The organism is Mycetohabitans sp. B8 (assembly GCF_021991875.1).
Classification (GTDB): domain Bacteria; phylum Pseudomonadota; class Gammaproteobacteria; order Burkholderiales; family Burkholderiaceae; genus Mycetohabitans.
Genome location: NZ_JAHLKR010000022.1, coordinates 1 through 15,685, shown reverse-complemented (window position 1 = coordinate 15,685; position 15,685 = coordinate 1). Strand labels below are relative to the sequence as shown.

The window sequence follows — 15,685 nt, the reverse complement described above, 5'->3', positions numbered from 1 at the left end:
GGCCTAAGCCCTGAATGGCTCGGAGGATTAGTGACAGATTTGCTTCATGTCGGCTTCGGACAAGCCTGTCATACGCTTGACCGTCTCGCGCTCCAAGCCGTTTTCTAGCAACGTGCGCGCGATCTTCAGCGCGGCTTCCTTGTGCCCTTCTTCACGTCCTTCTTCGCGCCCTTCTTCACGTCCCAGCATACGGCCGCGCTCCAGACCTTTTTGCTCAAGCTTTTGTGCAATCGTCATCAAAACCTCCTCGTGTTGCGGGGAACGGATCGCCAACTCTCGCATAAATCGCTCCGGATCCGTCGTGTCGCCCCACTGCAGCATATAGTGCATCAGCGACACCAATTGCTCGTGCGTAGTGTACCCCGCGGTCAACAGCGTTGCCAGTTGCTCCAGCAGCGTCGCCAAATCGCGTTGCCGGATATGCTTTTGCAGCAGTTCCAGCATCGCCATGCGCCGATGCGTGATGATTTCATCGTCCGGAATCACCGTGACGTCCACCAGCGGAAAGGCCCCCGCATACAGCTGCGAGGCCAGCTCAGGCGCCTCGAAGCTGTCCAGCCACCGCATCGAGTACGGATACGGACTGACCTGCCCATGATAAAACAGAATCGGGATGACCAGCGGCAGCCGATCATGCCCAGCCTCTAGATGGCGCTGCATGGCCGCCACCGCGTAACGCATGAGCCGAAACGCCATATGACGCTCCGGCCGGCTTTGATGCTCGATCAGCGCATAGACATACCCCTCGCCCTGCCGGGTCTGCAGCGACCACAGTACGTCCGAATAGTAAGCGCGCAGATCCTCCTCGACAAAGCTGCCCGACTCCAGCTGCAACGTGTCCAGGTCGCACTGCGCCAACCACTGTGTGGGCAAATGCAGGGTTAAAAAATCCCGCGCGGTGTCCGGATGCGTGAGGAACTTCTTGAAGAGCGCATCGTGCGGCGTCATCGTCGATGAACGTTTCATGCCGAGCGTAAATGATAGGGGCCGCTGATTTTACCATCGTCCGCTCACGATGCCGGCCCGCTGCGGCGCATGGCTGCCTATGGATTTCTTGTTGTATAGCGCTTCAATTAAGGAGACAGTAAAAAACGCTGACATCTGCAGCCCGTCTGCCTTACCCGTGGACTCAGTGCCGCGCGGCCGCGCAGCGCGCACAGCGACACGTGCCTGATTCGATCGCTGCGCTGGCGCATCGCTATGTCAGTTCATAATCCCAGTTCGGTGGCAATGATGTTGCGTTGAATATCGGAAGTCCCCGAATAGATGATGGATGCGATGGCGTCGCGCAGCCCTCTTTCAGTGGGGCTTTGGGCGAGGTAGCCTTGTGCTCCGTAAATTCGCAGTGCGTCTATCGAGAACTGAGTGTACGTCTCAGAGACGAATAGCTTCGCACAGGCCGCTTCCAGTGTGGCATCTTTGCCCGCATCCTTGAGTCGCCCTACCCGGTAGACGAGTTCGCACGCGGCATCTAGGTTGACTTTCATGTCGGCGAGGCGATGGGAGACGGCCTGATTCTTTCCAATAGGTTGGCCGAACTGGCGGCGGGTACGCGCGTGGGTAACACATGCTTCAAGGTGGCGACGCATGGCACCCAACGTGATGGCAAGAATACATCCACGTTCATATTCCATGGCACTTTCAAAGACCTTGACGCCTCGTCCCTCCCGCCCCAGTATCGCATCGGCCGAGACACGGCAGTCGTTGAGCGTGATCCGGCCCATCTGTGCGGTGCGCAGTCCCATCTTTTCCAAAGGTGGGCTCAGGTCCAGGCCCGGGTTGGTCGTCTCGACTAGGAACGCGGTGACGCCAAGTGGACCGAGCGTGGGGTCGATTGTGGCGTAGACGACGCACAGATCAGCGATGGGGGCGTTGGTGATGTAGGTTTTCGAACCGTTCAGGACATAGCTGTCGCCGTCTCGTACAGCTTGGGTGCGCATGGAGAACACGTCCGAGCCTGCTTCGTCTTCCGTCGAGGCATTGGCGCCAATCAACGAGCCATCCATCAAGCCTGGCAGAAAGCGCAAACGCTGGGGCGGCGTGCCGTGGAGGGCCAGCGGCAGGGCGACGGTCCACAGGTGAGCGTTGAGTGAGAACAGTAGTCCCAAGTCTTCGCTGCCGTACCCCAGGCCTTCCATGACTGCAAGCAGCTCGGACAGAGGCGCGCCCGCTCCCCCGCAATTCTCGGGTATGGCCATACTGAACAGGCCAAATTCTGCGCATCGGTGCCAGCCGTCCCGATGAAAAGTGCTGGCACGGTCGGAGGTTGCGATGTCTGTACTGAGCTGGTCGCGGGCAAAACATGCGGCATGTTCGCGCAGCGCGATTCGTCGTTCATCAAGTGGGTTCGGCATCGCACTGACGCTCCAAAAGTGGGTAGTGGATTTTGCCCGTCGAGGTGCGGGGCAGATCAGGAAGGTAGCGGAATTGGTCGGGCACCATGTACCGTGCGAGTCGGTTGTAGCAGAACCGACCCAAATCTGTTGGGCAGACCGGGGCATCGCGGGCCACGACAAATGCCGTGATGGTGGTGTTCCCGTTGGAACCGGAGCTGACCACCGCGCAGGCGGTCAGTTCAGGGTGGGCTGTCAGGCATGATTCAATCTCATCCAATTCAATCCGGTATCCATGACGCTTAATCATACGATCAAGCCGACCCAGGAAGAGGTAGCCTTCGCACGAGGAGCGAACGATGTCCCCGGTGTTGTACCAGCGTTGGCCGTCGAGTTGGAAAAATCGCTGAGCCGTTTTCTCGGCAGCATTCCAATAGCCGGTCACGACAGACGGCCCTGCGACGCACAGCAGGCCGGGTTGACCGTCGGGTACCGGTCGTTGATGCTCATCCACGACGATCGTGTCGCAGTGGTCGCAAGGATGACCGATCGGCAACGGTTCGACGCGCTGTGCCGGTATGGGTGTGGGTACACGGTAGGCAGTGCACACGTTGGTCTCGGTGGGGCCGTACAGATTGTAGTAGGCTGGTTTGGGCCACAGCTGCATCAACATGCGCAACTTCGCGATGGGGAAGACTTCGCCGGCGAAGAGCACGAGCCGTAGCCGGTTCGGAGCAGGGCTGCGCCCCTTGTGCTGTTCGGCCAGCATACCTAGAATGGCCGGCGCCGAATACCAAACCGTGATCGCCCGGGTGGATAGGAATGTGGCGAGATGACGTGGGCTTGCAGCAAGGTCGGTGTCGATCAGGTGAATGCATGCGCCGTTCTTAACGGAGACATAGAGGTCAAAGATCGACAGGTCGAAGTGCAATGGGGCGTGGCTGGATACCTGGTCTTGTGCTGTTACATTGAAGGCAGCAGAAGCCCATTCGACGAAGCTCACCGCGTTGCGCTGGCTTATTGCGACCCCTTTGGGTGCCCCGGAGGAACCAGAGGTGTAAAGGATGTAGGCAAGCCGGTTCGCATCCGGCGGGCTGCGTGGGTACGCGTGTTTTTCGCCGTGCAGCATATCCAGCGTCTGCCAGCTTTCATCTGTGTCGTTCTTTTCCTCGTGACGAGGTCGTATTACCACCACGCGAGGTTCAAGCTGGGGTGCGTGTTGTGTTAAATGTCGCGCTGATTCGGGGTCGGTGAAGATGATCTGAACATCACAATCGCTGAATAGAGTGGCTGCACGCGTGCCTGAGCTGCTCACGTCTGTGGGCACATAGGCCGCGCCTAGACGGAGTATGCCGAAGATGGCCGCGAGAGTCTGCGCGCTTTTGCGCATGAAAAGCCCGACACGATCCCCTGCCACAATCCCCTTGCGATAAAGAAAAACGGCGATCCTATCGGCGGCTGCGGAAAGTTCTTCATAGCTCAACGCGGATCCGTCGGAATCGACGAGCGCACGAGCACTCGGCTGTCGCGCTGTCGTATCGTCTAAGTATTTTGCTAAGTTCGCTGGCAGCTCGGACTGTTGCCCCCGCGGCACAATGTCGGTCGTCATTTTTCAATTTCCGCCAAATATTCATCCACATAGCACGCGATCTCACGAATCGTAGTGAAGCGCGTCCTCGGGTCGCTGACACCGACGATGATGCCGAATTCATCCTCCACAAACGAGACCAGGCGCATGGTTGCCAAGGATGAAAGCAGCCCTGACTCCTTCAGATTTAAATCGTCAGCAATATCCGAGTTATTTTCTTTTAAGATAGTGTTGATCACAAAAGCACGAATTTTCGCCAAGGTATCAGACATGGGCTTCTCCTTTAACGGTCATGGACGATGGACGTTCACTGTGTCTAGGCTCAAAAAAGTTCTGGCTCTTTGCTCCTGCGATTGTTTTGCCCAAGCCTCTGGCAAGTAATGTAGCGCTTTATCCACCGATGATCTGGTAGTGGTAGCGTTAAGCGCTGTAGAGGAGCATGATGCGCAACTCTTTGCGTATCGGACAACCGCCATAGCCGGTGGACTAACGCACCCATTGGGGCACCTTGATACGATGCTAGCAAGCGTGGTACCCACTGGGGCCCTGTTTCGTCAAGTTTGGCCTATTTCTCGGCATGGAGCGTCATCGCACACCTTATGAAGTCGCCGTTCGCCGCCGTGTTCCGAAGATCCCGCCTGGATGAGGCAGTATCGGAAACACCTCACGTTCTATGGGCTGCTCGTTCAAGGGCGTGAATCCCTGTCAACGCCAGGGCGGGATACCGACGCTGCTTGTCCATTGGCGGTAGTACGGTCATGCGGGGCGATATCGAAGTTCCAATGTTGCCCGCTTAGCCTTTTCTGGTCACGAACGGTGACCTCCGATACGCCCTTAAACCATACTGCATCCATCTCGCGGGCGATCATGCGGCCTTTGGTTGAAAGTTTTAATTCATTGTTTCATTCGTTCAAAATCTGTCGTTTAAGCAAAGATAATGAAATGGAATGCATGATGGCGGGCGCTTTGCAGTCTTTCAACCAGGCGCTAAGCGTTGCAGTTACCTGAAGCTTTGTAGCGGCTCTTGACAGTTGGGCACAGTGTTTGCGAGACGTGAAGCAGTGAACGTCAAGCTGATTGGTCAAGGAACGGGTGCGTTACCGTAGCCGTATGGGTAAATTAAGTAATGTCTGGAGGGAAAAATGAAGAAGTACCCCAGTTCTGAACCCGATGGCGCCGCGCGACGCACTGGCTTGCCCTGTTCTTTTTAACTATCTTGCTTGACCGACTGTAACGCCCATTCGCGTGCAGTATCACGCGTGTTATGCCCAGTTTTTTCGCTAAAGCTTGATATCAATTGGTCGTGGCGTGCGCATTGGCTGGCCAAGTGGCACGAGGGACGCACTGACGCGTGCCGATGAGTGGTCTTGATCGCTGCAGTGAATGGCTAAGGATTGCACGCGACGTGTCATAAAAGCCGTAGTGGTTCCCGAAGAACAACGAGAGATTCTGATTGCGTCGTTATATCGATTAGTAAACCTACTAAATATTAGGTCGCTCGGTCGCCTGCTCGGTCGCCTAAATAGGAGCTTTGTTATGGATGTTAGCGTCACGCCTGTTACACAGCCGTTATCCAGTGCGCAAACCGAAATCTGGCTCGCGCAGCAGCTGCATCCAGACAGCGCCGTCTACAACATTGCACAGTACACGGTGATCGAAGGCGTGATTGATGCGGCCGTCTTTGAAGCGGCATTGCGCCAAGTCATCGATGAGGCCGACACCCTGCGCTTGCAATTTGTCGATAGCGATGACGGGCTGCGGCAAAAAATTGGTGCACCCGCATGGTCAATGCCGGTGCTGGACCTGACGGCACAAGCGGATCCCCAGGCGGCCGCTCAGGCGTGGATGCGCGCCGATTATGAGCAAGCGGTCAATCTGATGCAGGGGCCGCTTTTTTGCTATGCGTTGCTGAAAGTGGCGCCTGCGCAATGGATTTGGTACCAGCGCTATCACCATATCATGATGGATGGATATGGCCAGTACCTGATCGCCCAACGCGTTGCACACGTTTATAGCGCGCTATGGACGGGAACGGCGCCGGCGGCATGCGATTTTGGTTCGATTCGACAGTTATGGGAAAGCGATGCGCAATATCAGGCATCCGCCCAGCGGGAGAAGGACGAAGCGTATTGGCTCAAGCACTGCGCCAATTGGTCTGAGCCTGCGACGCTGGCAAACCGCGCAGCCCCGGCTTTCCAGCAGCGGCTGCGTCAGACGACTTACCTGGCCACCCAATTGGTGGAAGACTATGTGCTGGATGCGGGCCGGTTGGCGCAGTTTTTGAGTGCTGCACTGGCCGCGTATCTGCATCGCATGACTGGCGCGCAGGACGTGGTGTTCGGTTTTCCAGTGACGGCCCGCTTGGGGGCAGACTGGCATATTCCTGGCATGGTCGCCAATACGATTCCGTTGCGGTTTAGAGCCGAGCCGGAGATCAACTTATTGTCGTTGATGCGGCAGGCGGCGAAGGAAATCCAAAGCGGACTTCAATATCAACGCTACCCGAGCGAAGCGCTGCAGCGTCAACTTGGGCTGGCGCCCGGACAGTTACTATTCGGCGTCAAGGTCAACGTGATGCCGTTTGACTACAAGCTGTCGTTTGGCGAGCATTCATCGACGAACCATAATCTGCTCGCTGGTCCGGTTGACGATTTGATGCTCGGTGTCTATTGGACCCCCAATAGCCGTCAATTACGGATCGACTTTGATGCCAATCCTGCCTGCTACACCGAGCAGGCGCTTGGTGTGCATCAGCGCCGGTTTATCCGGTTTGTACAAGCGTTGGCTGCCGATGCTGCGCAGCCGATCGGCGGCATCGATTTGCTCGACGCTGACGAGCGGCATCGGCTGCTGGTCGAGTGGAATGCGACGCAGCGGGCCTATCCGGCACACCAATGCATCCATCAGCTGTTCGAAGCGCAGGTGGCGCGCACGCCACAGGCGCCGGCGCTGGTGTTTGAAGGGCAGACACTGAGCTACGCGCAGCTCAATGCGCGCGCGAATCGCCTCGCGCATCGGTTGATCGAGTTGGGGGTGCAGCCTGAGATGCGCGTGGCGCTGTGTGTCGAGCGCTCGCCGGCGCTGGTGGTGGGGCTGCTGGCGATCCTCAAAGCGGGGGGCGCGTATGTGCCGCTGGATCCGGCGTATCCGGGTGAGCGCTTGGCGTACATTCTGAGTGATGCGGCACCGGTGATGGTGCTCGCCGATGCGACCGGGCGCGCTGCGTTGGGGGACGCGGCGCTGGCCTCCCGCACCGTGCTCGATCCGAATGCGCTGCCGGATCGGGCGGATACCAACCCGTGGGTGCCGGGCTTGAGGACGCGCGCGCTGGCGTATGTGATCTATACGTCCGGCTCCACCGGCACGCCCAAAGGGGTGATGGTTGAGCATCGCAGTATTGTGAACCTGACTCGAGCGCAAATCGGCTGCTTCGGCATTCACGCAGCCAGCCGCGTCTTGCAGTTTGTCTCTTTCAGTTTCGATGTAAGCGCCTCCGATATTTTTATGGCCTTGGCCAGCGGTGCGGCCTTATATCTGCCGCCCGAGACGGCCCGCCAGGATTGGCAGGGACTGTGGAAGTATTTGGCAAATTATGCCATTACGCACGCAAGCTTACCGCCTGTATTGCTTCAAAATGGCAAGGGCTTGCCCACCCTGAGCACGCCCCTGACGTTGATTCTAGGAGGCGATGCGCCCAGTGCGACATTGATTCGAGCCTTAAGCGAACAACACACTGTCTTCAATGCGTATGGTCCAACGGAAACAACGGTTTGTGCCACGAATTGGTGTAGCTCACGTGACTTTAGCAATGAAGCCGTCCCGATTGGCCGACCGATTGCGAACACGCGCATTTATTTGCTCGATCGCTACGGTCAGCCGGTGCCGCTGGGCGCGGTTGGGGAGCTCTATATTGGAGGCGCGGGGGTGGCCCGCGGCTACCTGAACCGCCCGGAGCTGACCGCTGAGCGCTTTGTGCCGGATCCGTTTTCAAGTAAAGCGGGTGCGCGGCTGTATAAGACCGGTGACGTGGCGCGTTACTTGTCCGATGGCAATCTAGAATTTTTGGGGCGCAATGATAACCAAGTCAAGATTCGCGGCTTTCGCATTGAACCGGGTGAGATCGAAGCGTGCTTGACCGCGCACCCGCAGGTGCATGATGCGATGGTGCTCGCACAAGGCGAGGGCAGCGGCAAGCGTCTGGTCGCCTATGTGGTCGCTGAGGCTGATGAATCGCTGGCCAGCACATTGCGTGCGCAGGCAGCGACGAGTTTGCCCGAGTACATGGTGCCCAGTACGTTTGTGCGGCTGGACGCGTGGCCGCTGACGCCGAACGGCAAGCTCGATCGGCGTGCGTTGCCCAAGCCAGACGCGCAGGCGCTCGCGCATCAAGCGTATGAGGCGCCGCAAGGCGAGCTCGAGATGACGCTTGCAGCGGTCTGGGCCGAGCTATTGGGTGTTGAACGTATCGGTCGGCATGATAGCTTCTTTGCACTGGGCGGCCATTCGCTGCTCGCAGTGCAGCTGAGGGAACGGCTGCGACGTCAGGGCTTGAGTGTGTCGGTGCGGGCGCTGTTTGACAGGCCCACGCTGAGTGCGTTGGCTCAATCGTTGGGTCAGCACCGTGAAGTGGCGGTCCCTCCGAATGCGATCACCCCTGACACGACTACGCTGACGCCGCAGATGCTGCCACTGATTGACTTGACGCAGGCCGACATCGACCGGATCGTCGAGCAGGTGCCGCAGGGCGTGGCGAACATCCAGGACATTTATGCGCTCTCGCCGCTGCAGGACGGGATGCTGTTTCACCATGTGCTCGCGAGCGAAGGCGATCCGTATTTGGTGATTGTGCAACTGGCCTTTGACAGCCGTGAGCGGCTCGACCAGTATCTGAATGCGCTGCAGCGGGTGATCGATCGCCACGATATTTTGCGCACCGCGTTTGTGTGGGAAGATGTGTCCACGCCTGCGCAGGTGGTCTGGCGCCACGCGCGACTGTCGGTGACCGAGCTCACGTTGGACCCGGCTGATGGGCCGATTGCTGAGCAGTTGGTGCAGCGCTTGGATCCGCGGCGCTACCGTGTTGATTTGACGCAGGCGCCGCTGCTGCGCTGTGCGGTGGCGCAAGACACCGATGGTCGCTGGCTGCTCACGCAGCGGCTGCATCATTTAATTGGCGATCACTCGACGCTGGAGGTGATGCACACGGAGGTGCAGGCGTTCATCGAGGGCCGAGGTGACGCGCTGCTGCCGGCGCAGCCGTTTCGTCATTTGGTCGCGCAGGCAAGGCTGGGCGTGAGTGAAGCCGAGCATAGGCGCTTCTTTACCGAGCTGCTCGCGGGCGTGGAGCCGACGCTGCCGTTTGGACTCACCGATGTGCATCGCGACGGCCGTGACGTGACCGAATCACATCGCAGATTGCCGCCGGCGCTCAATGATCAACTGCGCGCGCACGCGAAGCGTTTGGGGGTGAGCGTGGCGAGCTTGTGTCATCTGGCGTGGGCGCAGGTGCTCGCACGCGCGAGCGGTCAGCCGCGGGTGGTGTTTGGCACGGTGCTGTTCGGGCGCATGCATGCGGGTGAGGGCGCGGACAGCGCGATGGGGCTCTTTATCAATACGCTGCCGCTGTGCGTAGAGTTAAACGGCAGTGTTCAGGCGTGTGTGCGGCATACGCACGCGCGGCTGGCGGCGCTGCTGGAACACGAGCATGCGTCGCTGGCGCTGGCGCAGCGCTGCAGCGGGGTGCCGGCGGGCACGCCGCTGTTTAGTGCGCTGCTCAATTACCGGCACAATGCGATGGACTTGGGCGAGCGCAGCATCCTACCGGGCGTGGAGCTGTTGCACGCACAAGAGCGTGACAACTACCCAATCGGTCTGTCGGTCGAAGATTTTGGGCAAGCACTAGGCTTGACTGCGCAAATCGTTCAGCCACTTGATCCTGACCGGCTGTGCGGCTATATGCAGCAGGCGCTGCAAAGGCTGGCTGAAACGCTCGAGATAACGTCCAAGCAGCCGATTAGACAACTAGAAGTATTGCCCAGCGAGGAGCGGAACTTACTGCTTCAAACGTGGAACGCAACGCAACGCGATTATCCATCGCACTTGTGCATCCACCAGCTATTCGAAGCGCAGGTCGAGCGTGCCCCCGAGGCACCGGCACTGGTGTTTGAAGATCAGACACTGAGCTATACAGCACTCAATACGAGCGCAAACCGCTTGGCGCATCGGCTCATTGAGTTGGGCGTCAAGCCGGACACACGGGTGGCAATCTGTGTTGAGCGCTCGCCGGTAATGGTGGTGGGGCTATTGGCAATCCTTAAAGCGGGCGGCGCGTATGTGCCGCTTGATCCGGCTTATCCGCCAGAGCGCTTAGCGTATATGGTTTCGGATAGCCAACCGGCGGTCTTGCTTAGCATTGGCACACCGCCTGCCGCAGTGACGCAGAACTTGGGAGCTGGGATACCGGTACTGGACTTGCAGGCTAACATAGCGCAATGGGCGCAGCAAAACGCGGATAATCCGAACGCGTACGAATTGTCGCTGGATGCGCAAAATTTAGCGTATGTGATCTATACGTCAGGTTCCACTGGCCAGCCCAAAGGAGTCATGGTTCCACACCACAGCTTGGTCAACCTGGTGACAGCGATGGTGCGTAGACTTGGCTTAACTGCACAAGACCGGATGCTGCAATGTTCGTCTTTGTCCTTTGATGCGTCGCTCGGGGAGATGTTTGTCACCCTTATTCAGGGCGCGACATTAGTGCTACGCACCGATGCTTGGTTAGCCGGGGCGCAGTCATTCTGGGCGCTTTGCCAAGCCAACCGTGTCAGTGTAACGGATTTACCTACTCAATTCTGGGCGCAATTGGTCCAGGAAAAACTGCCTCTTCCAGAGAGTATACGTGTGGTCATGATTAGTGGAGACGCGTTGAGCGCTTCAGCACGCGATGCCTGGTTTGCCGGCGATGGTCATCGACCGCGTTTGTTAAACGTTTATGGTCCGACCGAGACGACGGTGACGGCTACTGTGCATGAGGTTACGGATCACGAAAGGAGCTGGCGCACGATCGGTCGGCCCATTGACAATACCCGGCTCTATATCCTGGATACGCACAGCCAGCCGGTGCCGCTGGGTGCGGTGGGCGAGTTGTATATCGGCGGAGCGGGTGTGGCGCGTGGCTACCTGAACCGCCCGGAGCTCACGGCCGAGCGCTTCGTGCGCGATCCGTTCTCGAGCGAAGCTGATGCCCGGATGTACAGGACAGGGGACCTGGTGCGCTACTTGCCTGATGGCAAACTGGAGTTTCTGGGCCGCAATGACCATCAAGTCAAAATCCGGGGCTTTCGCATTGAGTTGGGCGAGATTGAAGCATGCTTGGCCCAGCATGCGCAGGTGCGCGAGGCGGTGGTGCTCGCACAAGGCGACGGCAGCGGCAAGCGTCTGGTCGCCTATGTAGTCGCTGAGGCTGATGAATCGTTGGCCAGCACATTGCGCGCGCAGGTGGCGACGAGTTTGCCCGAGTACATGGTGCCCAGTGCGTTCGTGCGGCTTGACGCATTACCACTGACGCCAAACGGTAAGCTCGATCGGCGCGCACTGCCCGCACCGGATGATAACGCGCTCGCGCATCAAGCGTATGAGGCGCCGCAAGGCGAGCTTGAGACGACGCTCGCGGCGATCTGGGCCGAGCTATTGGGTGTGGAGCGCGTGGGACGGCATGATAGCTTCTTTGCGCTTGGTGGACATTCACTGCTCGCGGTGCGCTTGATGAATCGGGTGGCCGCACTCGGTGTGCCATTGCCGCTCGCAGCGTTGTTCGCCACGCCTACGCTGGCTGCGCTGGCCGCTGCGCTCAATGCGCAACGCGCGTCAGACAGTAATGCACTACCGACAATTACGCCGGTGTCGCGAGCAGGCTACTTGCCGCTATCGTTTGCCCAACAACGGTTGTGGTTCCTCGCGCAGCTTGACGGTGTGAGTCGTACCTATCATATCCCGTTGATGTGGCGTGTGCAGGGGCCGCTCGATCGAGCAGCGTGGCAACAGGCGTTGAATACGTTGTTCGCACGCCATGAAGCGCTGCGCTCGACGTTTGTGACGGTTGACGGCCAGCCGCAGGTGCACTTGCTCCCGGCGCACACGGGTGTGCCGATATCCTGGCATGACCTGCGTGGTGTACCCGACGCCGATGCGCAGCTGGCCCAACGCTGTGCCGAGGAAGCGCACGCGCCGTTTGATCTGGCGCACGGGCCGCTGCTGCGCGCGTGCGGCATTCAGTTGGCTGACGAAGAGCACGTGATGCTGCTCACGCAGCACCATATTGTGTCGGATGGCTGGTCAATCGGCGTGATGGTGCGCGAGCTCAGTACACTCTATACGGCAAGCGCTGCCGGCCAGAGCGATCCATTGCCGCCGCTGGCGATCCAGTATCCGGATTATGCGGCCTGGCAACGGCAGTGGCTCTGTGGTGAGCGGCTTCAAAGGCAGAGCGACTACTGGCGTGCGACGCTGGCCGATGCGCCAGTGCTGCTGGAGCTACCGACAGATCGGCCGCGCCCGGCGCAGCCCTCGTTTGCGGGTGCGCAGGTGCCGATTCGTATCGATGCCCAAACCACGGGAGCGCTGAAGCGCTTAAGCCGCGCGCACGGCACCACGCTATTTATGACGGTGCTTGCCGCGTGGAGCGCGGTGCTCGCGCGTCTGTCGGGCCAGGACGACGTGGTCATTGGCACGCCGAGCGCCAATCGTAACCATCGCCAGATCGAGCCGTTGATTGGTTTTTTTGTCAATACGTTGGCGTTGCGCGTGAATCTGGAGGGCGAACCGACGACATCGCAACTGCTCGAGCGCGTGCGGCGCACGACGCTGGACGCACAGGCGCACCAGGACCTGCCGTTTGAGCAGGTGGTGGAGATTGTGCAGCCGCCGCGCCGGCTCAACCATACGCCGCTGTTTCAAGTGATGTTCGCGTGGCAGAACAACGATCCAGGCCAGTGGCGCCTACCGGGGCTGACAGTTGAGCCGGCTGAGCTCGATTATGAGGTGGTGAAGTTCGATCTTGAACTAAACCTGTACGAGGCCGGTGAGGAGATCCTTGGCAGCCTGGGCTATGCGACGGCGTTATTCGACCGCGCAACGATTGAGCGACACGTTGGCTATCTGCAGACGATGTTGCGCGCAATGGTGGCTCATTCGCAGCAGCCGGCGGTAACGCTCGAGTTGCTGTCATCGGCAGAGCGCCAGTTGCTGCTTGACACGTGGAACGCGACGCAGCAGGACTATCCATCGCACCGATGCATCCATCAGCTGTTCGAAGCGCAGGTGGCGCGCACGCCGCAGGCCACCGCGCTCGTGTACGAAGATCAAACGCTGAGCTACGCGCAGCTCAATGCACGCGCGAACCGCCTCGCGCATCGGTTGATCGAGTTGGGGGTGCAGCCCGACGTGCGGGTGGCGCTGTGTGTCGAGCGCTCGCCGGCGCTGGTGGTGGGGCTGCTGGCGATCCTCAAAGCGGGGGGGGCGTATGTGCCGCTCGATCCAGCGTATCCGGGCGAGCGCTTAGCGTACATGCTGAGGGATGCGGCACCGGCGCTGGTGCTCGCCGATGCGCCCGGGCGCGCCGCGTTGGGGGACGCGGCGCTCTCTGAGCGCACCGTGCTCGATCCGGCTGCGCTGCCGGCGTTGCCGGACACGAATCCGTCGGTAGTCGAGCTGACGGCTCGGCATCTGGCGTATGTGATCTATACGTCGGGCTCGACCGGCACGCCCAAAGGGGTGATGGTGCCGCATCATGCGATTGCGCGGCTGGTTATCAATAATGGCTATGTTGACATTGACACCGATGATCGTGTCGCGTTTGCGGCCAATCCGGCTTTCGACGCGAGCACGTTTGAAGTGTGGGCCCCGCTGTTAAATGGTGCCACTGTTGTTGTGGTCGATCATGACACGGTGCTCATGCCCACTTTGTTGGCGCAAACTTTACGCGAACAGCGCATCAGCATCTTGTGGCTCACCAGTGGCTTGTTTAATCAAATGGCTGCAGAGTTGGGCGCGGTCTTCTCTCAGCTGAAGACATTAATTGTCGGAGGAGACGTGTTGGATGCTCAGGTAGTGGCGCAAGTTCTGCGCGAAGCACCTCCTGAGCAGTTGATCAACGGTTATGGTCCGACCGAAAGCACCACGTTCGCGACGACTTATAAGATCACGTCCGTTCCGGAAGGCAACGTCGGCATCCCGATTGGCCGGCCGATTGCGAACACGCGCATTTATTTGCTCGATCGCTACGGTCAGCCGGTGCCGCTGGGCGCGGTTGGGGAGCTCTATATTGGCGGTGCGGGGGTAGCCCGTGGCTACCTGAACCGCCCGGAACTGACCGCAGAGCGCTTTGTGCCGGATCCGTTCTCAAGTGAAGCCGATGCACGGCTGTATAAGACCGGGGATGTGGCGCGTTACTTGCCCGATGGCAATCTGGTGTTTCTGGGGCGCAATGATGAGCAAGTGAAGATCCGCGGCTTTCGCATTGAACGGGGCGAGATCGAAGCGTGCTTAACGGCGCACCTGCAGGTGCATGAGGCGGTGGTGCTCGCGACAGGCGAGGGCAGCGGCAAGCGTCTGGTCGCCTATGTGGTCGCTGAGGCTGATGAATCGCTGGCCAGCACATTGCGCGCGCATGTCGCGACGAGTTTGCCCGAGTATATGGTGCCCAGTGCGTTTGTGCGGCTGGACGCGTTCCCCTTAACGCCCAACGGTAAGCTCGATCGGCGTGCACTGCCCGAGCCAGACGGGCAGGCGCTCGCGCATCAAGCGTATGAAGCGCCGCAAGGCGAGCTCGAGATGACGCTGGCGGCGATCTGGGCCGAGCTATTGGGTGTCGAACGTGTGGGCCGACATGATAGCTTCTTTGCACTCGGCGGCCATTCGCTGCTCGCGGTGCAGTTGATGGAGCGGCTGCGGCGTCAGGGTTTGAGTGTGTCGGTGCGGGCGCTGTTTGACACACCGGTGCTCAGTGCGTTGGCACAGCAGGTAGGCCAACACCGTGACGTGGCGGTGCCCGCGAATGCGATCACGCCCGACACCACTGCGATCACGCCAGCCATGCTGCCGCTGATTGACTTGACGCAGGCTGACATCGACCGGATCGTCGAGCAGGTGCCGCAGGGCGTGGCGAACATCCAGGACATCTATGCGCTCTCGCCGCTGCAGGACGGGATGCTGTTTCACCATGTGCTTGCGAGCGAAGGCGATCCGTATTTGCTGATTGAGCAACTGGCCTTTGACAGCCGTGAGCGGCTCGACCAGTATCTGCACGCGCTGCAGCGGGTGATCGATCGCCACGATATTTTGCGCACCGCGTTTGTGTGGGAGGGCTTGTCCACGCCTGCGCAGGTGGTCTGGCGCCACGCGTGGCTGCCGGTCACCGAGCTCACGTTGGACGCGGCCGATGGACCGATTGCTGAGCAGTTGGCGCAGCGCTTGGATCCGCGGCGCTACCGTGTGGATTTGACGCAGGCGCCGCTGCTGCGCTGTGCGGTGGCGCAAGACAGCGATGGCCGCTGGCTGCTCACGCAGCGGCTGCACCATCTGATTAGTGATCACTCGACGCTGGAGGTGATGCATACCGAGGTGCAGACATTGCTCATGGGCCAGGGCAAGACGCTACCTGCCGCGCAACCGTTCCGCAACTTCGTTGCGCACGTAAGATTGAGCGCCAATCAAGCATCCCACGAACGTTTCTTTACTGACATGCTCGCGGACGTGTCGGAGCCGA

5 protein-coding genes are annotated in these 15,685 nt (G+C 59.6%); 1 reads left to right on the top strand and 4 read right to left on the bottom strand.

Going from position 1 to position 15,685, the window contains the following annotated elements:
- Positions 1–27: 27 nt before the first annotated feature.
- The 4 genes from KQH60_RS13225 to KQH60_RS13210 form a co-directional block, all read right to left on the bottom strand.
- Entirely contained in the window at positions 28–966 is a 939-nt protein-coding gene (locus tag KQH60_RS13225; protein ID WP_237576896.1) for an Rpn family recombination-promoting nuclease/putative transposase, read from the bottom strand.
- A 242-nt stretch (positions 967–1,208) separates the two neighbouring features.
- The gene (locus tag KQH60_RS13220; protein WP_237576895.1) at positions 1,209–2,354 is read right to left on the bottom strand and encodes an acyl-CoA dehydrogenase family protein; all 1,146 of its coding nucleotides are present in this window, start codon (positions 2,352–2,354) and stop codon (positions 1,209–1,211) included.
- Positions 2,338–3,942 carry an amino acid adenylation domain-containing protein gene (locus KQH60_RS13215; RefSeq protein ID WP_237576894.1) on the bottom strand — a complete coding sequence of 535 codons (1,605 nt, stop codon included), beginning with the start codon at positions 3,940–3,942 and terminating at the stop codon, positions 2,338–2,340. The genes KQH60_RS13220 and KQH60_RS13215 overlap by 17 nt, the downstream gene beginning before the upstream one ends.
- Positions 3,939–4,193 (bottom strand): acyl carrier protein, encoded by a 255-nt coding sequence (locus tag KQH60_RS13210; protein ID WP_237576893.1) that lies wholly within the window; start codon positions 4,191–4,193, stop codon positions 3,939–3,941. The genes KQH60_RS13215 and KQH60_RS13210 overlap by 4 nt, the downstream gene beginning before the upstream one ends.
- A 1,264-nt stretch (positions 4,194–5,457) precedes the next feature.
- Between KQH60_RS13210 and KQH60_RS13205 the strand changes: the two genes are divergently transcribed.
- Positions 5,458–15,685: non-ribosomal peptide synthetase (locus tag KQH60_RS13205; RefSeq protein WP_237576892.1), on the top strand; the 10,228-nt coding region annotated here is incomplete at its 3' end.

What these genes read in the sequence shown, in the direction of transcription:
- KQH60_RS13225 (WP_237576896.1), bottom strand. Translation starts at nt 966, where the DNA reads ATGAAACGTTCATCGACGATGACGCCGCACGATGCGCTCTTCAAGAAG.
- KQH60_RS13220 (WP_237576895.1), bottom strand. Translation starts at nt 2,354, where the DNA reads ATGCCGAACCCACTTGATGAACGACGAATCGCGCTGCGCGAACATGCC.
- KQH60_RS13215 (WP_237576894.1), bottom strand. Translation starts at nt 3,942, where the DNA reads ATGACGACCGACATTGTGCCGCGGGGGCAACAGTCCGAGCTGCCAGCG.
- KQH60_RS13210 (WP_237576893.1), bottom strand. Translation starts at nt 4,193, where the DNA reads ATGTCTGATACCTTGGCGAAAATTCGTGCTTTTGTGATCAACACTATC.